The sequence below is a fragment of the Paenibacillus sp. FSL M7-1455 genome, assembly GCF_038004655.1.
Taxonomy (GTDB): domain Bacteria; phylum Bacillota; class Bacilli; order Paenibacillales; family Paenibacillaceae; genus Paenibacillus_AQ; species Paenibacillus_AQ cookii.
Genome location: NZ_JBBORO010000001.1, coordinates 2895752 through 2920952 on the forward strand (window position 1 = coordinate 2895752; position 25201 = coordinate 2920952).

20 protein-coding genes and 1 pseudogene are annotated in these 25201 nt (G+C 53.7%); 14 read left to right on the forward strand and 7 right to left on the reverse strand.

Going from position 1 to position 25201, the window contains the following annotated elements; genetic code table 11:
* Positions 1-24: 24 nt before the first annotated feature.
* The 4 genes from NYE48_RS13355 to NYE48_RS13370 all read right to left on the reverse strand — a co-directional run bounded on the left by NYE48_RS13355 (position 25) and on the right by NYE48_RS13370 (position 3104).
* Positions 25-486 (reverse strand): hypothetical protein, encoded by a 462-nt coding sequence (locus NYE48_RS13355; protein WP_340999016.1) that lies wholly within the window; start codon positions 484-486, stop codon positions 25-27.
* A 159-nt stretch (positions 487-645) separates the two neighbouring features.
* A complete protein-coding gene (locus NYE48_RS13360) occupies positions 646-1620 on the reverse strand; it encodes an electron transfer flavoprotein subunit alpha/FixB family protein (RefSeq protein WP_340999017.1) in 975 nt (324 codons plus the stop codon).
* A gap of 88 nt (positions 1621-1708) precedes the next feature.
* Positions 1709-2473 carry an electron transfer flavoprotein subunit beta/FixA family protein gene (locus NYE48_RS13365; protein ID WP_036709730.1) on the reverse strand — a complete coding sequence of 255 codons (765 nt, stop codon included), beginning with the start codon at positions 2471-2473 and terminating at the stop codon, positions 1709-1711.
* Positions 2474-2507: 34 nt separating this feature from the next.
* Entirely contained in the window at positions 2508-3104 is a 597-nt protein-coding gene (locus NYE48_RS13370; protein ID WP_036709727.1) for a TetR/AcrR family transcriptional regulator, read from the reverse strand.
* A gap of 261 nt (positions 3105-3365) precedes the next feature.
* On the opposite strand from NYE48_RS13370, the gene NYE48_RS13375 reads away from it, so the two are divergent.
* The 7 genes from NYE48_RS13375 (at position 3366) to NYE48_RS13405 (ending at position 13675) form a co-directional block, all read left to right on the forward strand.
* Positions 3366-5543 carry a heterodisulfide reductase-related iron-sulfur binding cluster gene (locus tag NYE48_RS13375; RefSeq protein ID WP_340999018.1) on the forward strand — a complete coding sequence of 726 codons (2178 nt, stop codon included), beginning with the start codon at positions 3366-3368 and terminating at the stop codon, positions 5541-5543.
* Positions 5540-7942 carry a 3-hydroxyacyl-CoA dehydrogenase/enoyl-CoA hydratase family protein gene (locus NYE48_RS13380; RefSeq protein WP_340999019.1) on the forward strand — a complete coding sequence of 801 codons (2403 nt, stop codon included), beginning with the start codon at positions 5540-5542 and terminating at the stop codon, positions 7940-7942. The genes NYE48_RS13375 and NYE48_RS13380 overlap by 4 nt, the downstream gene beginning before the upstream one ends.
* Positions 7943-7966: 24 nt before the next feature.
* The gene (locus tag NYE48_RS13385; RefSeq protein ID WP_340999020.1) at positions 7967-9151 is read left to right on the forward strand and encodes an acetyl-CoA C-acetyltransferase; all 1185 of its coding nucleotides are present in this window, start codon (positions 7967-7969) and stop codon (positions 9149-9151) included.
* Positions 9152-9175: 24 nt separating this feature from the next.
* A complete protein-coding gene (locus NYE48_RS13390) occupies positions 9176-10957 on the forward strand; it encodes an acyl-CoA dehydrogenase family protein (protein ID WP_339324927.1) in 1782 nt (593 codons plus the stop codon).
* 170 nt (positions 10958-11127) lie between these two features.
* Positions 11128-12822 (forward strand): AMP-binding protein, encoded by a 1695-nt coding sequence (locus tag NYE48_RS13395; RefSeq protein WP_340999021.1) that lies wholly within the window; start codon positions 11128-11130, stop codon positions 12820-12822.
* 74 nt (positions 12823-12896) lie between these two features.
* On the forward strand, positions 12897-13337 hold the full coding sequence (locus NYE48_RS13400) for a PaaI family thioesterase (protein ID WP_340999022.1): 441 nt from the start codon (positions 12897-12899) through the stop codon (positions 13335-13337).
* A gap of 17 nt (positions 13338-13354) precedes the next feature.
* Positions 13355-13675 carry an SCP2 sterol-binding domain-containing protein gene (locus NYE48_RS13405; protein WP_340999023.1) on the forward strand — a complete coding sequence of 107 codons (321 nt, stop codon included), beginning with the start codon at positions 13355-13357 and terminating at the stop codon, positions 13673-13675.
* A 136-nt stretch (positions 13676-13811) separates the two neighbouring features.
* Here NYE48_RS13405 and NYE48_RS13410 read toward each other — a convergent pair whose 3' ends face one another.
* A complete protein-coding gene (locus NYE48_RS13410; RefSeq protein WP_340999024.1) occupies positions 13812-14684 on the reverse strand; it encodes an aminoglycoside 6-adenylyltransferase in 873 nt (290 codons plus the stop codon).
* A gap of 1 nt (position 14685) precedes the next feature.
* Positions 14686-15540 (reverse strand): SDR family oxidoreductase, encoded by an 855-nt coding sequence (locus NYE48_RS13415; protein WP_340999025.1) that lies wholly within the window; start codon positions 15538-15540, stop codon positions 14686-14688.
* Positions 15541-15782: 242 nt separating this feature from the next.
* On the opposite strand from NYE48_RS13415, the pseudogene NYE48_RS28235 reads away from it, so the two are divergent.
* Together NYE48_RS28235 and NYE48_RS13420 are read left to right on the forward strand one after the other, a co-directional pair.
* A pseudogene (locus tag NYE48_RS28235) lies at positions 15783-16109 on the forward strand (MFS transporter); the annotation flags it as partial.
* Between the two features lie 13 nt (positions 16110-16122).
* Positions 16123-16770 (forward strand): MFS transporter, encoded by a 648-nt coding sequence (locus NYE48_RS13420; protein WP_445324069.1) that lies wholly within the window; start codon positions 16123-16125, stop codon positions 16768-16770.
* Positions 16771-17000: 230 nt separating this feature from the next.
* On the opposite strand, the gene NYE48_RS13425 is transcribed toward NYE48_RS13420, so the two are convergent.
* Complete coding sequence (locus tag NYE48_RS13425) at positions 17001-18356, reverse strand: lytic polysaccharide monooxygenase (RefSeq protein WP_340999027.1); 1356 nt, start codon at positions 18354-18356, stop codon at positions 17001-17003.
* A gap of 704 nt (positions 18357-19060) precedes the next feature.
* Here NYE48_RS13425 and NYE48_RS13430 point away from each other — a divergent pair.
* The 5 genes from NYE48_RS13430 (at position 19061) to NYE48_RS13450 (ending at position 25135) form a co-directional block, all read left to right on the forward strand.
* A complete protein-coding gene (locus tag NYE48_RS13430; RefSeq protein ID WP_340999028.1) occupies positions 19061-19780 on the forward strand; it encodes a YebC/PmpR family DNA-binding transcriptional regulator in 720 nt (239 codons plus the stop codon).
* 253 nt (positions 19781-20033) lie between these two features.
* Positions 20034-21080, forward strand: coding sequence for a LacI family DNA-binding transcriptional regulator (locus NYE48_RS13435; protein ID WP_340999029.1), 1047 nt, complete (start codon positions 20034-20036; stop codon positions 21078-21080).
* Between the two features lie 527 nt (positions 21081-21607).
* Positions 21608-22570 (forward strand): ABC transporter permease, encoded by a 963-nt coding sequence (locus tag NYE48_RS13440; protein ID WP_445323986.1) that lies wholly within the window; start codon positions 21608-21610, stop codon positions 22568-22570.
* Positions 22571-22582: 12 nt separating this feature from the next.
* A complete protein-coding gene (locus NYE48_RS13445; protein ID WP_340999030.1) occupies positions 22583-23467 on the forward strand; it encodes a carbohydrate ABC transporter permease in 885 nt (294 codons plus the stop codon).
* A gap of 45 nt (positions 23468-23512) precedes the next feature.
* Entirely contained in the window at positions 23513-25135 is a 1623-nt protein-coding gene (locus NYE48_RS13450) for an extracellular solute-binding protein (protein WP_340999031.1), read from the forward strand.
* The last annotated feature ends 66 nt before the right edge of the window (positions 25136-25201 follow it).

A 25201-nucleotide genomic window follows, 5' to 3' on the forward strand; every position in this document is an offset into this window, starting at 1 on the left:
AGTTCAAGCGGTTTCATCATCGTGTCATTTCAAAGTGAACGTTGCGGCGGCGGCCGCGTCACTCCATTCGACCCGAAGCGAATATGTTCCGGATTTTAGATTTTTGAACGTTTTGGCGTCCGTATAAGCTTCTCCTTGCGCGAGATCGATGTAGTCCTTGATCGGAACCGCGCCTTTTTCCACGAGGGCGTCGTCTTTCCAAAGCGTATATTTTGCGCCGCCTACGATGTGCAAGCGACGTTCCGTTTGGTTGTGGAAGGTGTACGTCGCTTTGACGCTTGATCCTGCCGCTTCGATCTTGATTTTTCCTTCCAAACGGCCTGCGGCGATGCCATGGGAAGACGGTAACCCATTGGAGGACGGCATCTCCTGTTTGGGCGTCGAGGCGGCGGTAGGGAGGGAGGTTCCTTTTGAAATCTCATGGCAGCTTGCCAGCATGGCCGAAGCGATGATGATTGACAAAAGGAGCAGAGACGCGTTTTTCATGGTTTTTTCACCTCGCTTTACGCCTGCTTTTCTCTATCCGTAGACGTAGGGGAGGCTGATTTTGTTGCTGCGGGATCGTCATAGACGGGCAGTAAAAAAGCATGGGAACGGTCCGCCTTTCAACGAACCCGTATCCATGCTTTTTCGCGAACATTCGGATTAAACCAGCACCTTGCGGAACTCTTGGGTAAGCAGCGGCACGACCTCGAACAGATCGCCGACGATGCCGTAATCCGCGATCTTGAAGATCGGCGCCTCCGGATCTTTGTTGATCGCGATGATGATCCGGGACTGGCTCATGCCGGCCAAATGCTGAATCGCGCCGCTGATGCCGCAGGCGATGTAGATTTCGGGCGTCACCACTTTGCCGGTCTGGCCGATTTGCATCGAATAGTCGCAGTATCCGGCATCGCATGCGGCACGGGAGGCGCCGACGGCGCCGTGCAATACCTCGGCCAGCTCTTCCAGCGGCTTGAAGCCTTCCGCGCTTTTGACGCCGCGGCCGCCGGAAACGACGATTTTGGCTTCGGTCAGATCGACTTTGCCCGAGGTTTTGCGGACGATGTCCTTGACGATGGAGCGGAGGGAGCCGGACGGTGCATAATCCAATTCGACGATTTCAGCGGGCGAGGACGCGGGCGCGGCCGGGCTGAAATTGTTCGGACGGATCGTAACGACCTGGGGACCGCCCGTAAATTGCCGCTGCTCGAAAGCTTTGCCTGCGTAAATCGGCCGGGTGAACAAGACGTCGTCACCGTTTTTTTCGATGGCGGTCACGTCGGAGATTTGCCCTGCGCCCAGATGCGCCGCAATGGCGGGAGCCAGATCGCGTCCGAGCGCGGTATGCCCTAAAACGACCGCATCCGGCTTCGCGCGTTCAAAAACGGTCTTCATCACGTCCAGATAACTTTCCGGATTATAAATTTCAAGATCGGGATGATCGACGGAATAGACATGACCTTCCACGTAGTTTGCCAGCTCCGACGCAAGCGTCGTGATTTGCGAACCGATGAGGACGGACGCGACGTCGTCCCCTTCCTGCTTGGCGGCGGATACCGCTTGAAGCGCTTCCAGCGAAACTTGGCGCAGGCTGCCCCCGCGAACCTCGGCTACCACGATATACGTTTTACCCATATCAGATTCCTCCTTTAACGGTTAAAACCATATAGCAACTGCTTATTGCCCCAATTGGGCAGTTTTTTTGCTCGCCAACAACGCTTACTTAGATCAGCTTGGCTTCGGTGCGCAGCAGATTGACCAGTTCGGCCGCCTGCTGGGCGTAATCGCCTTGGAGAATCCGTCCGGCTTGGCGCTGCGGCGGCAGGGAAAGGGAGACGCGTTTCGTTTTTGCCGCCGCCTCGTCCGTGATCCCCAGCTCGGCAGGCGCGATATGATGGAATGGCTTCTTTTTGGCTTTCATGATGCCCGGCAGGGAAGGGTAACGGGGATCATTGAGCCCTTGCTGGGCCGTAAACACGGCGGGAAGAGCGACTTCCAGCGTTTCCGTGTCGCCTTCGGCATCGCGCTCCACGGCCGCCTTCTGCCCGTCGATGGCCAATTTGGTGACGGAGGAGGTATGCGGAAGGCCAAGCAGCTCCGCCAGCCGGACCGCGACCTGTCCGCCGCCGCTGTCGACCGAGAAGTTGCCTCCAAGTATCAGGTCCGCAGACTGCTTTTCCAGGTATGCCGCAAGGAGGCGGGAAACCGTATATTCATCCGACTCCAAGCCGTCGTTTCCGATCAATACCGCCTCGTCCGCTCCCATCGCCAGCGCCGTTCGCAGCGCCTCGGCCGTCCGTTCGGGCCCGACGCCGACCACGGTTACCGTTCCGCCGTGTTGATCCCTTTGCAGCAGCGCTTCCTCAACGGCATATTCGTCGTAAGGATTGATGACGTACTTCACGCCGTCGTCGGAAATTTCCCCATTTTGAATCACGATCCGTTCCTCCGTATCGAAGGTCTGTTTCAGCAGTACAAAGATATTCATGCGGCAAACTCCTCTCATTTTATATTGGCAGGCGCTAAACGCCGCCGAATGATTTTAGTCCTCTCAGAAAAAAATCAACCGTCTTGTCGACCTGGGCGGAAAGGGAGTATTTCCGTCCCGAGATCAGCCAGGAGGTGACGACTTCGTCCATGGCGCCGAAGATCAGCAGCCGGGTCAGCTTCGCGTCGAGGTCCTTGCGGAAAGCCCCCTCCGCCATGCCTCTTTCCACAATATGCTCGATGAGCTGAATATAGGGCTTGACGACAAGTCCGATGGCCTTGCGCAGCTCAAGGGAGCTTTGTCTCAGCTCGATTTGGGTGACATAGGCGAGGTTCACGTTATTTTCGAGTTCGTTAAAATGGATTTCGCACACCTTGCGCAGCGCGTCCTCCGCCGTAGTCGATTCCTTGATGCTGCTGTGGAACATCCCGACCAGGTTGCCGAGGCGTTCCTGAAACAGGGAAATAAGGATATCTTCCTTGTTTTTAAAATATAGATATATCGTACCGTCCGCGACACCAGCCTCCTTTGCGATCTTGGAAATTTGGGAGCCGTGAAAACCGTTCTCCGCAATGACCTTTAAAGCCGCATCCAAAATTAACTCATATTTTTCCAATTTTCTACTTGTCATCAGGCCACCCCAGTGATAGAATTCAATTAACTGAATGAATGCTCATTCATTTTTCTTAATCTTAATGGTAAAGGATGCCAGTTGTCAATCGTTTAAGACAAGATTTGTTGGAAAGGTTTTGCGGCGGTTTGGTTAAGGGAAGGCCTTCATTTACGGCGCAACCGTTGCTGCCATGTTTCGGCAATGTCGCATTTTGTAACCGCTATCTATAGTAAATAAGTTATTTAATGCCTTTTATATCAATAAAGGGAGGAACCGCGAATGATGTGGCAAATGGTCAATTTGATCTTGTTTCTCACTGCGGCAGGTTACGGCATCTACCTCTTTTACAAAGCGGTATACCACCGGATCCTGTACGTGAAGCTCGGCAAGCCGTCCGACTTTCGCAAGCAGCGCGAAGGAAAATGGGGCGAATTCCTGTCGCAGGTATTCGGGCAGAAGAAGCTGTTTAAAGACTTGAAAAGCGGCATCATGCACGTCGTCGTCTTTTACGGCTTCATCATTCTTCAATTCGGCGCCCTGGATTTGATCGTCAAAGGTTTGACAGGCGGAGGCCATCTGCCGCTGCCGGCTTACGACGTATTCGGGCTGCTGCAGGAGATAACCGTCATCCTCATTTTGGCGGCCATCGGTTACGCGGCATACCGCCGGTACGGCGAGAAGCTGCCGCGACTCAAAAAAGGCTGGAAGCCGAGCATCGTCATCTTCTTTATTTTCTTCCTCATGTTGTCGGTCGTTTTTTCCCTGGGTTTCGAAAGAGTATGGCTTGAACAGGAGCCCTCGGGATACGCGCCTATTTCTTCGCTGCTGGCAGCGCTTTTCGGCGGACTATCCACGTCGGCTGCCCAAATCCTATTCTACGCATGCTGGTGGGCGCATCTGCTCATTTTGCTCGCATTCCTTGTTTATGTGCCGCAATCCAAACATTTTCATTTGATGTCCGCACCGGTCAACATCTATCTCGGCCGCTCCGAGCCGGTCGGCAAACTTAGCAAGCTCGATCTGGAAGACGAAGAAGCGGAAAGCTTCGGCGTCGGCAAAATCGAAGATTTCACGCAAAAGCAGATGATCGACTTTTACGCTTGCGTTGAATGCGGCCGCTGCACGAGCGTCTGCCCGGCATCCAATACCGGCAAAGCGCTGTCCCCGATGCATCTGATCGTCAAGCTGCGCGACCATTTAACGGAAAAAGGGACCGCCGTTACCGGAAAATCGCCTTACGTGCCGGAATTCGCTTTTTCGACCATCGGTGCCCACGCGTTGTCTGCCTCTTACGGGGAACCCGAGTTTGACGGCGTCGAGATCACGGATATCCGTCCGACCCTGGCCTGGCAAAAATCGACTTGGACGCATCAAGCCAAAGATCCGAAGGACTTGAACCTGATCGGCGACGTCATGACGGAAGAAGAAATCTGGTCGTGCACGACGTGCCGCAACTGCGAAGACCAATGCCCAGTCGGCAACGAGCATGTGGACAAAATCATCGATTTGCGCAGACATCTGGTGCTCATGGAAGGCAGCATGCCGACCGAAGGCCAACGCGCGCTGCAGAATATCGAGAGGCAAAGCAATCCGTGGGGGCTCAATCGCAACGACCGCGCCAACTGGAGCGGGGAAGTGGAAGGAATAAAAGTGCCGACCGTCAAGGATAACCCCGGTTTCGAATATTTGTTTTTCGTCGGTTCCATGGGGTCTTATGATCTCCGCAGCCGAAAAGTGTCCAGAGCTTTCGTCCGGCTGCTGAATGAAGCGGGCGTCAATTACGCCATCCTCGGCAACGAGGAGAAAAATTCGGGCGACACGCCGCGCCGCATGGGCAATGAAATGCTTTTTCAGCAGCTTTGCATGGAAAATATCGCAACGTTCGAAAAATACGGAGTCCAAAAAATCGTGACCGCGTGCCCGCACACCTTCAACACCTTCAAAAACGAATACCCGGAATTCGGGCTGGAAGGCGTGGAGGTGGTTCACCATACGCAGCTTCTGGATCAATTGATCCGCCAAGGCAAGCTGAAGCCGAAACATGAGGTCAAGGAGCGCATCGTGTATCACGACTCCTGCTACCTCGGGCGCTACAACGACGTTTACGACCAGCCCCGCGACGTGCTCCGGGCGATTCCGGGCGTCGAGCTCGTCGAAATGAAGCGCACCCGCGAAAACGCGATGTGCTGCGGCGCCGGCGGCGGGATGATGTGGATGGAGGAGACCTCCGGCAAACGCGTCAACCTGGCGCGGACGGAGCAGGCGCTCGAAACGAACCCGGGCATCATCAGCAGCGCGTGCCCTTACTGCCTGACGATGATGGAGGACGGGACCAAAGCGAAGGAAGTCGAAGAGCGTGTGAAAGCGAAGGATGTCGCGGAAATATTGGAGCTTTCCGTATTCGGCGGCCATCCCGCTCACAATAAAGGACTAGAAATGGAGGCAAGCGCACAATGAACAAAGCCATTCGCAAAGCAGCCGTCATCGGCTCGGGAATCATGGGTTCCGGCATCGCGGCACATCTGGCCAACGTCGGCATCCCGTGCTTATTGCTGGATATCGTTCCGCGGCAGTTGACCGAAGAAGAGACGGCCAAAGGATTGACCCTGGAACATCCGTCGGTACGAAACCGGCTTGCGGCTTCGGCAATCGCGAAGCTGGCCAAGACGAAGCCGGCTCCCCTTTACGACCCAGCGTTCGCCGAACGCATCACGCCTGGCAACCTGGACGACCATCTGTCCCGGCTTGCCGAGGTTGATTGGATCATCGAGGTCGTGGTCGAGAATCTGGAAGTGAAAAAGGGATTGCTTGAAAAAATCGAAAGCGTGTGGAAGCCGGGCATCATCGTCAGCTCCAATACTTCCGGCATCTCGATCAACGCAATGGCGGCGGACCGGAGCGAAGCGTTCAAAAAGCATTTTATGGGAACGCACTTCTTCAACCCGCCAAGATACATGAAGCTGCTGGAAATCATCCCCGGCGAGCAAACGGATCCGGCGCTTGTGGACTTTATGAAGGGATTTTGCGAAAAGGCGCTCGGCAAAGGCGTCGTGCTCGCCAAAGATACGCCGAACTTTATCGCCAACCGCATCGGAACTTATGGACTGCTCGTGACGCTGAAGGAAATGACCGACAACGGTTTTACCGTGGAAGAGGTCGATGCCGTCACCGGCCCGGCGATGGGGCGTCCGAAGAGCGCTACCTTCCGCACGCTGGATCTGGTCGGTCTGGACACGTTCGTGCATGTCGCGAACAACGTCTATGACAACGTGACGGACGAAAAGGAAAAAGAAATCTTTGGCGTCCCCGCCGTCATGAAGAGCCTGGTCGAAAAGGGCTGGCTCGGCGAAAAATCCGGGCAGGGCTTTTATTTGAAGAAAAAAGGGGCCGGCGGCAGCGAAATTCTCGCCCTGGATCTGAAGACGATGGAATACGCGCCGCAGACGAAACCGAAAGGAGCCTCGCTGGAAGCCGCCAAGCTCGCGAAGGGCGCCAAGGAGAAGACCAAAGCGCTGCTGTCGGCCAAAGACCGCTATTCCGATCTGGCCTGGAACATTCTGAAGCAAGTGCTGGTTTATTCCGCGGAAAAGGTCGGCGAAATCGCGGACTCCGTGCAGGAAATCGACGACGCGATGAAATGGGGATTTTCATGGGAGCTCGGACCGTTCGAAACCTGGGATGCGATCGGACTCGTCCGGTCGGTGGAACGGATGGAGGAGGAAGGCGTTTCCGTTCCGGCCTGGGTGAAGGAGTGGATCGCGGCGGGGCACACCTCTTTTTACAAGCAGGAGGAAGGAAAGCTGTATTCCGTCCACATCGGCTCCTCCCGTTATGAAGAAATCGAGTTTGCGCCCGAAATCATCAACCTGCGCCGGTTGAAAGAGCAAAACAAGGTGATCAAAGCCAACAGCGGCGCCAGCCTGATCGATATCGGAGACGACGTGGCCTGCCTCGAATTCCATTCGCCGAACAATGCCATCGGCGAGGACATTCTAAGCATGATCACCCAAAGCCTTGAAGAGGTTCGCAACAACTACAAGGGCATGGTCATCGCCAACCAAGGCCGCAATTTCTGCGTCGGCGCGAACATCATGCTCCTCTTGATGGAAGCCCAGGACGAAGAATGGGATGAAATCAACGACATTATTCATCTATTCCAAAACACGATGTACAAAGTCAAACGCTTCGAAAAACCGGTCGTGGCCGCTCCGCACCGGATGTGCCTGGGCGGCGGCGTCGAAGCCTGCATGCCGGCCGACCAGGTGGTGGCTTCCGCCGAAACCTATTACGGACTCGTGGAAGTCGGCGTCGGCCTGATCCCTGCGGGAGGCGGATGCAAGGAGCTTGCACTGCGCGCCAGCCAACAAGCCGGCGTCGAAGGCGTCGATGCGCAGCCGTTCATCAATCACGCGTTCCAGACGGTCGGCATGGCCACCGTGTCCAGCAGCGGGCATGATGCGAAAAGGCTCGGTTATTTGCGCCCGACCGACCGGATTGTCGTCAATCAGGACTTTGCGATCTACGAAGCGAAGCAATCGGTGCTCGGGCTTGCGAATACGGACTATAAGCCGATACCGGAAGAAAAAATCCGCGTCGTCGGTTCGGAAGGCAAGGCGGTGCTGCAGCTCGGAGCGATCGAGATGAAACGCGGCGGATATATCAGCGACCACGATCTGTTGATCGCCAAAAAGCTGGCCCATGTGCTGGCTGGCGGCGACGTTCCGACCGGTTCGCTCGTCACCGAGCAGTACATGCTCGACCTGGAGCGCGAAGCGTTCCTCAGCCTGTGCGGCGAACCGAAAACCCAGCAGCGGATGCACCACATGCTGACCAAAGGCAAAGCGCTGCGCAACTAACATCCCAGGGGAGGGTGAATCCAAATGAAAGAAGCAGTAATCGTATCGATGGCCCGCACCGCCGTCGGAAAAGCCAAAAAAGGCAGCCTGGCCCAGACCCGGGCGGATGATCTCGGAAAAGCCGTGTTGGAAGCGGTCGTTGACCGCGCGCCGGGGCTGCTTAAGGAAGACGTCGAGGACATCATTATCGGCTGCGCTATGCCGGAAGGAGAACAGGGCTTGAATTTTGCCCGCATCATGTCGCTTTATGCCGGTTTTCCGGTGACGGTGCCTGCCCTGACCATTAACCGTTTCTGCTCCTCGGGGCTGCAGGCGATCGCTTTTGCGGCGGAGCGGATTATGCTCGGGTCTGCGGATGCGCTGATCGCGGGCGGCGTAGAAAGCATGAGCCATGTGCCGATGACGGGATTCAAAGTGTCGCCGAATCCGAAGCTGGTGGCCGACATGCCGGAAGTGTACATGGGGATGGGGCATACCGCCGAGGAAGTGGCCGAACGGTTCGGAATTTCCCGCGAAGATCAGGACCGCTTTGCCGCCAGGTCGCATGCAAAGGCAGCCAAGGCAATCGCGGAAGGGAATTTCAAGGATGAAATCATCCCGATTCCGGTTGAGCTGAAACACGTCGATGAGAAAGGAAAAGTCCAGACCCGTTCCTTTACGTTCGACACGGATGAAGGCGTGCGTCCCGACACGACCCCCGAAGTTCTTGGCAAACTCAAGCCTTCGTTTAAATTGAACGGCACCGTCACCGCGGGCAATGCTTCGCAAACAAGCGACGGAGCCGCCGCCGTCGTCGTCATGAGCCGGGAGAAAGCGGACGCGCTGGGACTCAAACCGCTGGCGACTTTCCGCTCCTTTGCCCTCAGCGGCGTCGAGCCGGAAATCATGGGCGTCGGCCCGGTCAAAGCGATCCCGAAGGCGCTCCGCATGGCAGGCATTACGCAAGACGACGTAAAACTCTTTGAAATCAATGAAGCTTTTGCTTCCCAATGCGTGCACATTATCCGCGAGCTGGGCATCGACGAGGAGAAGGTGAACGTCAACGGCGGCGCCATCGCGCTGGGCCACCCGCTCGGGTGCACCGGGACGAAGCTGACGACGACGCTGATCAGCGAGCTTCGCCGCAGGGGCGGGGGATACGGCGTCGTCTCGATGTGTATCGGCGGCGGCATGGGCGCCGCAGGCGTTTTTGAAGTCCATCCCGAATAATGATGATAAAGGAGAGGAAAGCGCATGAGCACGACGATGAATAAAGTGGTTGGCGGCAGTTTTATCATTGAAGATACCGATTTCAACCAAGTCGTTACCCCGGAGGATTTTACCGAAGAGCATCGCATGATTGCGCAGACGACGGCCGATTTCGTGGAAGGCGAGATCATTCCCCGCGACGAGGAAATCGAAAAGCTCAATTATGAGCTGACGGTCGAAAAAATGCGGGTGGCCGGCGAGCTCGGCCTTTTGGGAGCGGATGTGCCCGAAGCTTACGGGGGACTCGGCCTGGATAAGGTCAGCTCGACCCTGATCAACGAAAAGCTGACGAAAGCCTCTGCCTTTGCCCTTTCGATCGGCGCCCACGTCGGCATCGGCACGCTGCCGATCGTCTACTTCGGCACGGAAGAGCAAAAGCAAAAATATTTGCCGCTTCTCGCCACGGGCGAAAAGATTGCCGCTTACTGCCTGACGGAACCGTCTTCCGGTTCGGACGCGCTCGGAGCCAAGACGACTGCCACATTATCGGAGGACGGCGAATATTATGTATTGAACGGCACGAAGCAGTTTATTACGAATGCCGGATTTGCGGACATCTTTATCGTCTACGCCAAAGTGGACGGCAAGGATTTCAGCACGTTCATCGTCGAACGCACGATGGAAGGCGTCAGTATCGGCCCCGAAGAGAAAAAGATGGGGATCAAAGGCTCTTCGACCTGCCAGCTTATTTTGGAGGATGTGAAGGTCCCCGCCGAAAACCTGCTCTGGGAAGTCGGCAAAGGCCATCTGATCGCATTCAACATTTTGAACATCGGACGTTTCAAACTGGCTGCAGGGTGCGTCGGCGCAGCGAAAGACACGATCGAGCTCGCCGCCGAATATGCCAATGAACGGACGCAGTTCGGACGCAAAATTTCCTCTTTCCCGCTGATCGGCAAAAAACTCGCCGACATGAACACCAAAGCTTTTGTCCTCGAAAGCATGGTTTACCGGACGGCAGGTTTGTTCGACGTGGGTTTGGCCGAAGTGGACCACGCAAGCCCGGAGGTCGGTTATCAATCCGCCAAGGCCATTGCCGAATACCAGCTGGAATGCTCCATCAACAAAGTATTCGGATCCGAAGTGCTTGATTTTATCGTCGATGAAGGCGTGCAAATCCACGGCGGCTACGGTTTTACCCAAGAATACCGGGTGGAGCGCAACTATCGCGATTCGCGCATTAACCGAATTTTCGAAGGCACCAACGAAATCAACCGTCTGCTTATCCCCGGCGCATTGGTGAAAAAAGCGATGAAAGGCCAGCTGCCGCTCATGCAAAAAGCGATGGCGCTGCAAAACGAGCTGATGGAACCAATCCCGAACCAGATTTTTGACGGCACGCTCGAACAGGAAGCCCATTTGCTGAAAATGTCGAAAAAGATCTTCCTGATGTGCGGCGCGCAAGCCGTTCAAAAATATCAATTGAAGCTGGAGGAACAGCAGGAAATTTTGAGCAACCTGGCGGATATCATGATTTCGGTGTTTGCGATGGAAAGCGCGCTGCTGCGCACCCAGAAGATGATCGATCGTTCGGGCGAGGACAAAGCGCAGCTGGCGATCCGGATGACGACCGTCTTCATCCACGACGAATTTGCGAAAATCGAGCAATGGGCGAAAGAGGTGCTCGCGGCGATGGAATCCGGAGACACGCTGCGCACGCAGCTGTCCGTGCTGAAGAAACTGGTTCGCAAGTCGCCGATCGATTCGATCGGCATCAAACGCGAAATCGCCGAACGGGTGATCGACGCCGGATCCTACGTGTTGTAAATGGATGAGAAGAGAATAATCCTTCTCGGCATAAGCATCCCGTGCTCGCAAAAATCAGCTGAACCGGTCTGTCTGCAGCGAGAGCACAGCGGTCAACGTTTTTTCTTAATACGAATTTCGCGTTGTCTGATTATGGCAAAACCTCAATTACGTGAGATGGGGTGACCTGGATGACAAATAATCCATGGTTGGATCAATATCCTGAAGAGGTCCCGCACAGTTACGATTATCCGAAACAAAACCTTGCCAAGTTTTTGGTCGATTCAGCCGCAGCCTATCCCCAGCAAATCGCTCTTGATTTTCTAGGGAAGAAAATGACTTATGCAAGCTTGCTTCAATCGGTTTACCGGTTTGCGAACGCCCTGCAGCGCCTGGGCGTTCGCAAAGGGGACCGGATCGCGATTATGCTGCCCAACTGCCCGCAGGGAGTGATTGCCTATTACGGCACACTCCTTGTCGGCGGTATTGCGGTCATGACGAATCCGCTGTATGTCCCGCGCGAAATTGAGCATCAGCTGACGGATTCCGGCGCCAACATCATCGTCACGATGGATGCGCTGGTCGAGCGCGTCCATAAAGCGATGGAGCGCAAACCGCTGCAATATACCATCGTAACTTCGATGAAGGACTACCTGCCTTTTCCGAAAAACGTGCTGTATCCCATCAAGGCGAAAAAAGACGGCATGGCTGCCAACGTCGAATACAACGAGCACATATTATCGTTCGTTTCGCTTTTGAAAAATTCCGTTGAAACGCCTGTAGAAGTTCCCGTCGATCCGGAGCATGACCTGGCTTTGATTCAATATACCGGGGGGACGACCGGATTTGCCAAAGGCGTCATGCTGACGCATATGAACCTCGTATCCAATACGATCCAGGCGCAGCTGTGGTCATACCGCACCCAAATGGCCCAGGAAAAATACCTTGCCGCGCTGCCTTTTTTTCATGTCTTCGGCTTGACCGTGCTGCTTAACCAAGCCATGTATATTGCCGGTACGCTGATCTTAATCCCGCGTTTTCAAGTCGATGACGTCCTGAAGACGATCCACAAGAAAAAAACGACCATTTTCCCGGGGGCGCCGACGATGTATATCGCGGTAATCCATCATCCCGAGGTCGGCCGGTTCGATCTCTCTTCGATCCAAATTTGCGTCAGCGGAGCCGCGCCGTTGCCGCTTGAAGTGCAGGAGCGGTTCGAGCGGATTACCGGCGGCAAACTGATCGAGGGTTACGGTCTGACCGAGGCTTCCCCGGTCACGCATGCCAACAACATTTGGGAAAAACGGAAGAACGGCTCCATCGGCATTCCTTTCCCGGATACGCTGGCGAAGATCGTACATCCCGAGACGGGCGAAGAGATGCCGGTCGGCGAAATCGGCGAGCTAGTGGTCAAAGGTCCCCAGGTCATGAAAGGCTACTGGAACCGGCCGGAGGAGACCGAACGCACGCTGCGCGACGGATGGCTGTATACCGGCGATTTGGCGCGAATGGATGAAGAAGGTTTCTTTTATATTCTCGACCGGCGCAAAGACATGATCATCGCTGGCGGATACAACATATATCCCCGCGAGGTGGAGGAAGTGCTGTTTGAGCATCCCGACGTGGAGGAGGCCGTCGTCGCCGGCGTGAAAGACCCGTACCGGGGCGAAAATGTAAAGGCTTACATCGTGCTGCGCAAAGGTTCGAACCTGACGGAACAGGAGCTGAAAAGCTGGTGCAAGGAACGTCTTGCGGTCTATAAAGTTCCGAAAATCTATGAATTCCGCGACTCCCTGCCCAAGACGCTGGTGGGCAAAGTGCTTCGCCGCAAGCTGATTGAAGAGGAAAACGAAAAACTCGTCAACCAATCCCGGGTGGACTTGTAACTTTGTAAGAAAGATCCAAAAGGACTTAACCGCCAAAGAGGCCCCAAATTTGAACAGCAAGGGAGGTATGGCACATGGAGCATGCATCCGGGGGTAAACTTCCCGATCTGGAACGTATGGAGCGTGCGGCAAAAGATACGTTCTGGGATTTTATCGGCTGCAAAATCGTTGACGTGAGCGAAAAGAAAGTTGTCTTGGCCTTCGAGATCGAGCCGCATCACCTGAACCTGATCGGGATTTTGCATGGAGGGATGCACGCATCGGCCATCGATTCCGCCATGGGAATCATCGTGATGCTTGCACGGCCGGAAGCAAACGTCGTCACCGTCGGTTTGAACATGAACTATGTCGCGCCGACGTCCGAAGGACGCGTGCTTGTCACGGCGGAATTGATCCACAGCTCGCGCAAACTGATCACCGCTCAAGCGTTCGCGCGCAAAGAAAACGGCGATCTGCTTGCATTCGGCACGGGAACCTTTCGGGTGCTCGAAAAACCCATTTCTGCGAACCATTGAAAGTGAGGAGACATCGCATGGCTATTAGAGAGGAGCTGCGGTTACTCGCGGACCGGATGAACGCAAAGCCGGAGCCGATCGCATCGCTTTACGCGGTATATCAGTTCAACATTGGCGACGCCGCCCCGATCCAGGTCGCATTCGACAACGCTAAAGTAAAGGTGCTGGACGAGGCGACGGAATCGGCGGATTGCACATTGACGCTATCGGAGAAAAATTTCCGGAAATTGCTGGCGGACGATTTGAATGCAACGATGGCGTTCATGACCGGCTCGCTGAAGATTGACGGCAAGCTGGGATTGGCGTTGAAGCTCCAGGAGGTACTGAAACAGTATTAACGATGGCCATCAAAACAAGCCCAATTTCTTGAGGTTTTCTCAGAAAATTGGGCTTTTATCGTTGTCGAATTATTATTCATGGCATTAATCATTAATGCAATAAATATCGACAATATCATATAAATAACGATATGAATTAATAAATTTCGACCGCATCGGGCGGCAGCTTGCGGACGCGTTCCAAATAGGCGGTCACGAGCCGATCGTCCCGTTCAGGATACTCGAATCCAAAATGGTCGGATACGAAAAGCGCGCTATCGCGGAACAACCGGCACATCGTAAACAGCGCGTTCCAGGTTTCTTCTACATTTCCGCAGGCATATGTAGACATCAGTTCGTCCCAGCTTTGTTTGGACATGTATTTTTCGAGATATTTGCCGTTTTTCCCGATGCTGATTAAGAAATCCGTCCGTATTCCGGCCTGCCATTCGAGCATTTTCATCAGCATCGGACGAACGACTTGATGCAAATGGTCCTGGGCATACAGCATTTCTTGTCTCCACAGCCCTTTGGCGACATAAGTGGATACCCACCAAAACTCGTTGCAGCAGTCGGCGAAAAACTCGCGCGACGGCGGCTTTACCCGGTAATCTTCATCGGTTGGCGGCGGAAGCTGCGGCAAAGAACGGTCTTTGTCGAGCAAAACAACGGTCAGTTTATCCTCCTGAAGATATTTTTCCTGTTCATGGATGGGAACCAGGGTGAGATCAATGCGGTTCCCATCCTGAAAAAGCATCAAATAAGAGAACCTTCCGCCGAGCCCCGGCGGAAACATGGCCATCTTTTCCGGCGTTTGCATGATGATCCGCTCCCCGAATACATCCACCCATCCGGGATTGCGAACAAAGGAACCCAGTTCGGTGACGAGATACACGATGTCGTAATCCTGGAACGGATCGGCCGGGGCATTCGGATTGGTGCGCGAACCGTTCATGCAAACGGCACGAACCCGTTCATCCTGATTGGCGACATGCAAAATGATATCCATCATCTGTTCGGTCGTTCGCATCTTATTTTCCTTTCCGGGTCAGTTGGGCCAGCACGTCCCACTGCTCCTCCGTCACTTGTCGAAGATCGTTGAACTGTCCGGCTCCCTGCAGCCATTCCCCGCCATCGATCGTGATCACTTCCCCGTTGATATACGCAGCATAATCGGATATCAGGAACGCGGCCAGATTCGCGAGTTCTTCCGGATTTCCCACTCGCCCTAGAGGGACCCGGTCCAGCATTTTCGCTTCCAGCTCAGGCGTAGGGGAAAGCCGCGACCATGCCCCTTCCGTCGGAAAAGGTCCCGGAGCGATTGCGACCTGCCTGATGCCGTATTTGGCCCATTCGACGGCCAAAGAGCGGGTGATGGCCAGCACGCCGGCTTTGGCGGCCGCGGAAGGCACGACATAGCCTGAACCGCTCGTAGCATACGTCGTAACGATGTTCAGCATGGTGCCCGCACGGTTGCTCTCAATCCAGCGTTTTCCTGCTTCAAGCGTCGCATAGAAGGTACCGTGAAGCACGATGCCCAGCACCGCGTCGACGGCACGCGGAGACAGGCGCTCCGTCGGGCTGATGAAATTGCCGGCAGCGTTATTGACAAGGACGTCCAGACCTCCGAAGCGTTCCTCTACGGCATCCATCAATGCGCTGATTTGGGCGGGATCCCGAACATCGCAGGACTTGTAAAAAACATCAAACCCGTTAGCGGTCAGCTCGGCAGCCGTTTTCTTCAACACCTCTTCCCGGCGGCCGGCGATCGCCAGCCTGGCTCCGAGCCTTGCAAACTTTTCGCCCATGGCGCGGCCAAGCCCGGTTCCGCCCCCTGTAACCAACACGACTTTCCCCTTCAGCAAATCACTCGAAAACGGTTCCATACCTAAGTCCTCCTTTATCGTCAATAGGATGCAAAATATGATCGCAAACGCAGTCAGAGCCCGGCCATGGCCGGAAAATGACGGCTTTTCAAGCAGGGAGCAGGAAAGTAAAATAGGGGCAAGCATGAAATATCTTCCTTTTACCTTGCTTACTATCATTGTACTTCATGCCAATTCACTTCGAAAGGAATGAATCGATGTCCGGTCTACGAAATAAATGGGGAATATTGCAGGTCGTGAATATGGGAACCTTGATATCGACCCTCGATGTAGGCATCGTGAACGTATCGCTGCCGTTGATGGCGCGGCAATTCTCGGTAACGCTTGCGCAGATCCAATGGGTGGCGACGGCATATCTGCTCACCATGGTCGTATTGCTTCCCTTCTTTGGGAAAATGTCGGACCGCATGGAACGAAGGAAGGTATATAGTTACGGGTTCCTGATATTCGGGGTTGGATCGTTATGCATCGCGGTGTCCCATAGTTTTATGCTTCTTTTGCTTTCCAGATGCCTTCAAGGGGTCGGCGCCACCATGATCATGGCCAACAGCCAAGCGATGGTAAGGCATGCGTTTCCCGACCATGAACGGGGGAGAGCGCTCGGATACAATCAGGCACAGGAAGGTATGGCTGGGGAATACGTCTTCGTTCATCATAAACTTGGCGCAAACGGCGACGCTCATCCCGGTTACGTTTTATTTGCAAAGCGAGATCGGCTTCTCTGCTTCGGCCACCGGCGCGCTTTTGATGCTGCAGCCGCTTGTCATGGGTATCGTGGCTCCTTTCGCCGGCTGGTTCAGGGACCGTTACGGCGGAAGTTTTCCGATCCTTGCCGGAGCGGCGTTATGTTCCGCATCCATGTTATCCGTCATGTTCTTGCCGACGGTTCCGGCATGGAGCATTGGCCTGCATTTAGCCGTTTTCGGCATTGGTACGGGATTGTTCCATGCCACGAACAACGCCGAAGTCATGAGCGCGACACCGGCCGAAAAAAGCAGCCTCGCCGGCAGCCTGCTGGCGCTTGTCCGCTATCTCGGCCAAATCGTCGGCATCGGACTGGCTACGGTGTTTGTAGGCACCATGGGAAGTCAAGCACAGATTCACGAGAGCCATGGAGTTTCCATCCGGATCCTGTTCGGGATCTGCTGCGCGTTATGCCTGGCCGTAGCCATTGCCGGTCGGTATCTCCCGAAGGAAAAACCGAACAGCCCGAACTTGTCCGCATCATGAGCGATCCTGCGTCAACGAATGCGGAGCCAACAATGTGAAAAGAAGCTGCGCTTCTCAGCCCAAGTTACTGAGAACACGCAGCTTCTTCCTTATTTTCATCGAACCGCGAAACTTCCTATGCAATGAAAAACTTTCTAAGAGAGTCATATTATCTAGCAGGCGACATATCTATCACTATACGGAAGTTTTTACGAGAGTGAAGTAGTAGGCTCTAGTTTTTTGACCTCTGGTTATTTCAGAAGCCAGAGCGCCGGGACGTTCGTTGGCTCCCATCCAACGAGCGACGTGTGCGCCTGACGGCATTCATACGTCTGACCATTGTAAGTCACGAGGGTTCCAGGCGTGTAGGCCACGTTTGGAGCCCAGGGTGCGACTGCCGGTCCTTGAGCGGTCGTTGCCGTTACGGCATTGCTGCTCGCGGATTCGTTGCCTGCGGCATCAATCGCCCGAACGGTGAACGTATACGCGGTGTCCGGATTCAGACCGGTAACGGTGTAGTTCAGCGTCGTTCCGGAAACGGATCCGGCAAGGGCAGTCCCTTTGTAAATACGGTATCCGGTTACGCCGACATTATCGGTTGCCGCATTCCAGGACAAGGACACCGAAGAGGAAGTCGGCGTTCCGTTCACCTGAAGGCCGGTAGGCGCTGTCGGGGCTTGCGTATCGGCCGGAGGGAGAGCGGATGTCGTGAACGTCACCGGATTGCTGGCAGCGGATTCGTTGCCTGCGGCATCCACGGCTTTAACGGTGAATGTATAGGAGGTATTAGGCGCAAGTCCCGTAACGTTATAGCTCGTAGCGGAAGCGTTGGTTGTCGTTACCAACGAGGAACCGTTGTAAACTTTGTAGCCCGTTACGCCGACGTTATCGGATGCGGCTCCCCAGGCAAGCGTGGCGCCCGAGCTGGTAATGTTGGAAACGGCGAGATTGGAAGGTGCGCTTGGAGGCGTCGTATCGGCAGGATTGCCGCCGCCGCCAAAGTCTACGTCAATGACGTTGTAGAAGGCGTTGGCCGTGTCCGCGATTTCCCACACCGCAAGGATGACTTGGTAACCGGTTCTGTTCGGCACCGTGCACGTATCCGAATAGGAGCCCGGAGGCTGTTTGCCGCCGTAGCCAACGGAGCAGAACGGAGTCAGGTCGAAGGAATCGCGCGTCAACGGGGCGTTTGGATTCCAGTTTTGCTTCGTAATGTAATATTTCCAGCTTGTCGTGGCATGTCGGGCCGTCAAATTCCAAGTGAACGTTTTAGTGCCCGGGGTCATGCTTACTTTCGTCCAGCGCGTGGCGGACTGTTGGTCCAATTCCGGAAAGGCGCCGTTCGCGCTGGCGATTTTACCGTCTGCAGGTCCCGCCTCGGGAAATCCTTTTTTGGCTTCAAGGCTTTGAGGCTCGTACTGAATCGCCCCGCAATTGGTATTTGCCCCCGTTTTGCAAAGATAAGCACGGCTGGCAGGCGATTCTACATAACCGTGGGCGGAAGCGCGGTCGGCGATCAGAAGCATGAGGGCCGTCATTACGAATAGCATCCCCCCGGCAAGCAGCCATTTCATAAACCTGTGGTTAGGCAAACGAAGCGTTGTCATTGAAATTCTCCTCTCAAATTTTTTTTCGAACGCAAGCAGCAAGCCAACATTAAAAAATAACCTGAAATCGTTGGTGAGTCGCAACACCCCCTTGTCATGAATGAAGAGAAATACGGACAGCGCCAACATGGATGTCGAATGTATATAAACTCAATAAATGAGTCTATACCAATTAATTAAAGCGGTTACATTTTGGGATGGCGAGAACTTACCGAATGGTTGAAAAACCGTCACGATTCGCGAGCGAAATAAGGCGGCGCCGAAAACATCATAATATCGAAATATTAACGCAGTTAAAGTTATAATTGCCAATAAATAGTATTTGTACTATTAAAATAAACCATATTTTGGGGATCTACAATGATATAAAACTACGATTTCCTATACATTTTGACGATTCCGACAGTTGATCAAGATATAATTTCTTAATAAACGTTATGGTGTCATCACCACAGGTTAACCACAAATATGTTATGTAAACTGATATTGATCAATTGCAAATGAAACAACTTACTCATGGGGATGTTGCAGCAAAAAGCAGGAATCGACATTCGCTTCGACGATCCCGTTTCCTTGCGCGTGCTCTTGCAATATTCGTGCTGCATCAAGGGTAAAACTTGTTCATCCGCCGAATTCAAGCTATAATATATCAGTGTATTTATTAGACCGAAGTCAGAATCAATAGCGAAAGAGAGCGGAAAAGCATGGGTCGTAAGTGGAATAATATCAAAGAAAAGAAAGCTTCGAAAGACGCAAATACAAGCCGTATATACGCCAAATTCGGACGCGAGATTTACGTCGTCGCCAAGCAGGGCGAACCGGATCCCGAATCCAACCGCGCGTTGAAGGTCGTTTTGGAACGCGCCAAAACGTATAATGTGCCGAAAGCCATTATCGACCGGGCGCTGGAAAAGGCAAGAGGAAACTCCGATGAAGTCTATGACGAGCTTCGTTACGAGGGCTTCGGACCGAACGGTTCGATGGTCATCGTCGACGCTTTGACCAACAACGTCAACCGCACGGCTTCCGAAGTCCGTGCCGCATTCAGCAAAAACGGCGGCAACCTCGGCGTGAGCGGCTCCGTTGCGTATATGTTCGATCAAACGGCCGTGATCGGCGTCGAAGGCAAAACGGAAGAGGAAGTGCTTGAGCTGCTGATGGAAGCGGACGTCGACGTGCGCGATATCGTGCAAGAAGACGAAGCGGTGATCGTATACGCCGAGCCCGACCAATTCCAGGCGGTTCAAGGGGCGTTCCAGGCTGCGGGCATTACGGAGTTTACCGTTGCCGAAATCACGATGCTGGCGCAAAACCATTTGACGCTTCCGGCAGACGTTCTGCCGCAATTCGAAAAAATGATCGATGCGCTTGAAGATTTGGATGACGTGCAACACGTGTATCACAACGTCGAATTCGAAGAATAAGATCATGGTTTAAAAAACATCCGCCGATCGGCGTTTGCACCAATAAAAAGACCTGCAGCGGTTTGTGGCCACTGCAGGTTTTTTTGTTTTTTAAGGGAGGCGGTCGGTCTAACTGAAAATGATCCTGTTTACATCCGGTTACGAAAACCGTTTTTTCGATCGAATTTTGCATCTTTCCGTAAAGCGGATTATGATATGATCTAACGAGAGGATTTTTTGGCTCCAAAAAGATAAGAGAGAGGAGAGGGGAGCTTTGGCGAAACTTAAAGATATCGCGGAACGCGTCGGCGTCTCCATTTCGACGGTATCCCGCGCCATCAGCAACGACACCAGCAGGCCGGTCAACGAAGAAACCAAGCGGAAAATCCGCGAAGCTGCGCAGGAACTCGGATACCCGCTACAGGAAGAGCTTGACTCCGGCAAGCCGGGAAGCGCTTCCGATAAACGGATCGCCTGCGTCGTGCCGCAGCCGCTGATCGAAAACCATCCGTATTTCAGCGAGGTGCTTGCCGGGTTCCATGACCGGATGAACGAGCTGGGCCATCCCCCGGCGATCGTGCGGACGCTGGACGAAGTAAGCGATGCGGAGCAGATCCGCAACCTCGTGAAGGAAAACGGCATCCGGGGCGTCGTCATAATCAGCTGGTACGACCAGGCGCTCATCGAACAGCTCGAAAGAGAAAAGGTGGCCGTACTGGGCGTGAGCTTAAACGATGAACGCTTGACGGTGCCGGTCGTCGATTGCGACCGCATTTTTTCGGCAAGAACCGCGGTCCGCCACCTCATCGACCAAGGACACCGCCGCATCGGCTTCATCGGAGGCCCGGCTTATTCGCGGAAAATGGACAACGACGAACGTTTTATCGGATATAAATTCGCGATGATGGAAGCAGGCCTTTCCATGCCGGAGGACTGGATCATCAACACCAACTGGAACGTGGATTTAAGTTATAGTATGCTCACTGAACTGCTCGTCAACCGGCCGAAAAACGAATGGCCGACGGCCATGTTTTGCGCGAGCGACATGCTGGCCATCCCGGCGATGCGCGCCGTCGTGGAGCAAAAAGCGCGAATTCCTCAAGACATCGCTTTTGTCGGAATGGACGACATCTCGTTTGCACAGTACACGAATCCGCCCCTGACCTCCGTCCACGTCCCTAAATACGAAATCGGAAAAGCGGCGGCCCAATTCATGATGGATTATTTGGACGGCGATTACCCGGCGCTGCCGAAAATCCTTTTGCCCTGCCGGCTCATGATCCGTGAATCTTCGAATTTCGTCCGACGGCCGGAGGAATAAAGCCGTTCCCGCTCCGATTCACCAAGCAAGAACCTGATACGAATGCCGTGTCAGGTTTTTTTGTGCCGTTTTTACACGCCCGAATCCAAATTGTGCGCCAACAATATCCAAAAATAAGGTTTGACAATCCAAATCATCGTGTATTATGATGAAAAAAATTAAAACACGTTCACAAAACATCCAAATTTGTACAACTTCGAGTTCAGAAGTTATATTTTTAAACATAATTGATTTCGCTTACATTTGTTGTTATATAAGGTATTATACAGATTGTGAGTGTTGTTTATTAGACTCGTCTTTCCGAATGAGCCACTTTAAATCAATCCAAAAACACCCCAAATTTGATTTCAGTATCCGCCAAAAGCACTCGATAACCTTGCTGTTTTACCCTTTACATAGCAAACGCATCCAGGTTCCACGACTACATTTGCCTTAACGTTGGAAGGAGGAACATGATGAATGCCTTAAACGTACTGTCGCCCGGAATGTGACCGCCGTATCCAAGTCTATACCAAGGGGGGAGCCACATGGCCAACGCCAAAATGTCTGCCGTGACAGGCGCGGTACCGGGTACGAAAAAGGAACCCAGGCTGAAATGGAGCCGGATCGCCCGCAACTGGCAGCTGTATTTGCTTATTTTGCCGGTCGTCGCGTATTACGTTCTATTTCACTACGTGCCGATGTACGGCATCCAAATCGCGTTCAAGGATTTTATCGCCACGAAAGGAATCACCGGCAGTCCGTGGGTGGGAACGGAGCATTTCGAGCGTTTTTTCCACAGTTACTTTTTCTGGCGCTTGATCAAAAACACGTTGGGACTCGGGCTGTACAGCCTTGCCTTGGGTTTTCCGATCCCGATCCTGCTCGCGCTGCTGATGAATGAAGCCAAGTCGGCCAAATTCAAAAAATTCGTGCAAACCGTTACCTACGCGCCGCATTTTTTATCCACGGTCGTCGTCGTCGGCATGATGATGATTTTCCTGTCTCCGCGTTACGGCATGGTCAACCATCTGATTACCGCTTTCGGCGGACGCCCGATCGATTTTATGGCGGAGCCGGGATGGTTCAATACGTTGTACGTCCTGTCGGACGTGTGGCAAACGATGGGCTGGAGTTCGATCATTTATTTGGCGGCTCTCGCCGGCGTCGACCACCAGCTGCATGAAGCGGCCCGCGTCGACGGGGCCGGCAGGCTGCGGCGGATCTGGCATATCAATTTGCCGGGCATCCGTCCGACGATCGTCATTTTGCTCATCCTGAACATCGGCAGCATCATGGGCATCGGCTTCGAAAAGGTGCTCCTGATGCAAAACAACCTCAACATGGAAACCTCGGACATCATCGCGACCTACGTATACCGGGCCGGGATTCAGGGCGCCGAATACAGCTTCTCCGCAGCGATCGGATTGTTTAATTCCGTCGTGAACTTCATTCTGCTCATCACCGTGAACTGGGTAACCAAACGGATGGGCGAAACGAGCCTATGGTAAGGAGGAAACGGCATGTTACTGGAATCCCGCGGAGACCGCGCATTCAATATGATCGTTTACGTCATTCTTGGCCTGGTTGCCGTCGTCGTGCTGTACCCGCTCATTTTTGTCCTCAGCGCCTCCTTCAGCGATCCGCAAACCGTTTTGCGCGGGGAAATGCTGCTGTGGCCGAAGGGCTTCAACCTGAACTCTTATTCTAAAATTTTTCAGAATCAGGACATTTTGTCCGGGTACTCGAACACGCTGCTGTACACCACCATCGGGACCTTGATCAATCTCGTGATGACCGTTTTGGGGGCCTATCCGCTATCGCGCAAAGATTTTGTGGGCAAAAACGCCGTGATGGCGCTGTTCGTATTTACGATGTTTTTCGGCGGCGGACTGATTCCGACCTACCTGCTGATCAAAGACCTGGGCATGTTGAACACCTTTTGGGTCATGGTCATTCCGAACGCCGTCTCCATCTGGAACATCATTATCATGCGCACCTTCTTCCAGCAGTCCATTCCTTACGAGCTGCAGGAGGCGGCAACGATCGACGGGTGTTCGAACATCCAGATTTTGACCCGCATCATTTTGCCGTTGTCGATGCCGATCATCGCCGTCATGATCCTGTTTTACGCCGTCGGCCACTGGAACGCATTTTTCAGCGCGCTGCTCTATTTGTCGGATAAGGAAAAATTCCCGCTCCAGCTGATTCTGCGCGAAATTCTTATTCAAGGCCAAACGAGCGACATGGTTAAAATGTCCACCGAGTCCGCGATCAAGCAGCAGCGCGAAGTTGAAGGCATCAAATATGCCGTGCTCGTCGTCGCCAACATACCGGTGCTCATCCTGTATCCGTTCCTGCAAAGGTATTTCGTGAAAGGCGTCATGATCGGTGCCATCAAAGGGTAAACCCTTGATTGGATAAAAGTTGAGGCAAAGGGAGGAAGGAAAAAGATGAACAGAAGCAAAAGGGGGAACATGCTGCTCGCCTGCCTGGTTTCCGTCGCGTTGCTTGCGGGATGCAGCTCAGGCAAATCGGGAGATGCCGGCGGCGGAAAAGCCAAAGACGCGGACGAGGCCCAAGTCAACCAGACAGGCTTCCCGATCGTCAATGAAAACATCACGGTAAAGGGATTTGCCGCCAAATTTTTCGCAAACGCGGATTGGAACAACATCAGGCTGTGGAAGGACTACGAGCAAAAGACGAACATCCGCGTCCAGTGGGAGACGGTCCATACCGAAACGCTGAAGGAAAAGCGGAATTTGCTTCTCGCCGGCAACGATTATCCCGAAATGTTTTATGCTTCGGCGTTTTCGAGATCGGATTTGCTGAAATACGGCAAACAAGGCGCTTTTATACCTTTAAATGATCTGATCGACAAATATGCCCCCAATTTCAAAGCCGTCATGGAAAAATATCCGATCATCGCCAAGGGCATCACGATGCCGGACGGGAACATTTACGGCCTGCCGACCATTTACGACCCCGAGTTCAAATCGGTGTTGTACGGTACGCCGTGGGTGAAGCAGGAGTGGCTGGATAAGCTCGGCTTGAAGCAGCCGGAGACGCTGGACGATTTTTACGCCATGCTGAAGGCGTTTAAGGAAAAGGATCCGAACGGCAACGGCCAAAAGGACGAAATTGCCTGGGGCGCGGTCGGCACGGCCGGCATCGTCAATTATTTGCGCGGCTCTTTCGGGCTCAACAATCACGGCACCTCGAACATCAACGTCGACACGGATCCGGAAACCGGCAAGATCCGGTTTATTCCAACCGACGAACGTTACAAAGAGCTGCTCCAGTTCGTGAACAAGCTGTATAAAGACGGGTTGCTCGAACAGGATATCGTCTCGGTCAAGAGCACCGAGGTCGATGCCAAAGGCATGCAAGGGCTTCTCGGCGTGTCCGATAGCGTGGATCCGGTCGCGATCTACAACCAAAAAGGGTATGTCGGCCTGTCCGTTCTGAAGGGGCCCCATGGCGACCGGCAGTATAACGCATACGGTTCGCCGCTCGGCAACATCGGCATGTTCGTGCTGACCGACAAGGCGAAACATCCGGAAGCCATGATGAGATGGATGGACTATTTCTACAGCGATGAGGGCATCAAGCTGTTTTTCATGGGCTGGAAGGATGAAACGTATACCGAGGACGCAAACGGCAACGTCGATTATACGGACGAAATCAAAAACAACCCGAAAGGGCTGAACCTGGACCAAGCGGTAGGGCAATATTTGATCTGGCCGGGCGGGTATTATCCCGGATTCGTCAAACAGAAGTTTTTCAAAGGGGCGGAAGGCCTTCCGACTTCGGTCGAAAACGCCAAAAAAGCCGAGCCCTACGTGCTGCCGCAAGATCAGGTCTGGCCGCCGTTCAACTTCACGCAGGAGGAGCAAAGCGAGCTGACGACGATTCAGACGGACATCGAAACCTACGTCAACGAAATGCGGGATAAATTCATCACCGGCAACGAGTCGTTCGATAACTGGGATCAGTATGTCGCGGCATTGAAAAAAATGGGCGTCGACCGGTACGTGGCGATTTATCAATCGGCATCCGAGCGTTACGCCAAATAAAAAGCAGAACAACGTTAGCAAATCCGTACACGCAGGAGTCTCGAAATCTACCGAAGGCACCCTGTA

Bases quoted from the DNA above. Each gene is read 5' to 3' on its own strand.
- NYE48_RS13355 (WP_340999016.1), bottom strand. From the start codon at position 486: ATGAAAAACGCGTCTCTGCTCCTTTTGTCAATCATCATCGCTTCGGCC.
- NYE48_RS13360 (WP_340999017.1), bottom strand. From the start codon at position 1,620: ATGGGTAAAACGTATATCGTGGTAGCCGAGGTTCGCGGGGGCAGCCTG.
- NYE48_RS13365 (WP_036709730.1), bottom strand. From the start codon at position 2,473: ATGAATATCTTTGTACTGCTGAAACAGACCTTCGATACGGAGGAACGG.
- NYE48_RS13370 (WP_036709727.1), bottom strand. From the start codon at position 3,104: ATGACAAGTAGAAAATTGGAAAAATATGAGTTAATTTTGGATGCGGCT.
- NYE48_RS13375 (WP_340999018.1), top strand. From the start codon at position 3,366: ATGATGTGGCAAATGGTCAATTTGATCTTGTTTCTCACTGCGGCAGGT.
- NYE48_RS13380 (WP_340999019.1), top strand. From the start codon at position 5,540: ATGAACAAAGCCATTCGCAAAGCAGCCGTCATCGGCTCGGGAATCATG.
- NYE48_RS13385 (WP_340999020.1), top strand. From the start codon at position 7,967: ATGAAAGAAGCAGTAATCGTATCGATGGCCCGCACCGCCGTCGGAAAA.
- NYE48_RS13390 (WP_339324927.1), top strand. From the start codon at position 9,176: ATGAGCACGACGATGAATAAAGTGGTTGGCGGCAGTTTTATCATTGAA.
- NYE48_RS13395 (WP_340999021.1), top strand. From the start codon at position 11,128: ATGACAAATAATCCATGGTTGGATCAATATCCTGAAGAGGTCCCGCAC.
- NYE48_RS13400 (WP_340999022.1), top strand. From the start codon at position 12,897: ATGGAGCATGCATCCGGGGGTAAACTTCCCGATCTGGAACGTATGGAG.
- NYE48_RS13405 (WP_340999023.1), top strand. From the start codon at position 13,355: ATGGCTATTAGAGAGGAGCTGCGGTTACTCGCGGACCGGATGAACGCA.
- NYE48_RS13410 (WP_340999024.1), bottom strand. From the start codon at position 14,684: ATGCGAACGACCGAACAGATGATGGATATCATTTTGCATGTCGCCAAT.
- NYE48_RS13415 (WP_340999025.1), bottom strand. From the start codon at position 15,540: ATGGAACCGTTTTCGAGTGATTTGCTGAAGGGGAAAGTCGTGTTGGTT.
- NYE48_RS13420 (WP_445324069.1), top strand. From the start codon at position 16,123: ATGAACGGGGGAGAGCGCTCGGATACAATCAGGCACAGGAAGGTATGG.
- NYE48_RS13425 (WP_340999027.1), bottom strand. From the start codon at position 18,356: ATGACAACGCTTCGTTTGCCTAACCACAGGTTTATGAAATGGCTGCTT.
- NYE48_RS13430 (WP_340999028.1), top strand. From the start codon at position 19,061: ATGGGTCGTAAGTGGAATAATATCAAAGAAAAGAAAGCTTCGAAAGAC.
- NYE48_RS13440 (WP_445323986.1), top strand. From the start codon at position 21,608: ATGGCCAACGCCAAAATGTCTGCCGTGACAGGCGCGGTACCGGGTACG.
- NYE48_RS13445 (WP_340999030.1), top strand. From the start codon at position 22,583: ATGTTACTGGAATCCCGCGGAGACCGCGCATTCAATATGATCGTTTAC.
- NYE48_RS13450 (WP_340999031.1), top strand. From the start codon at position 23,513: ATGAACAGAAGCAAAAGGGGGAACATGCTGCTCGCCTGCCTGGTTTCC.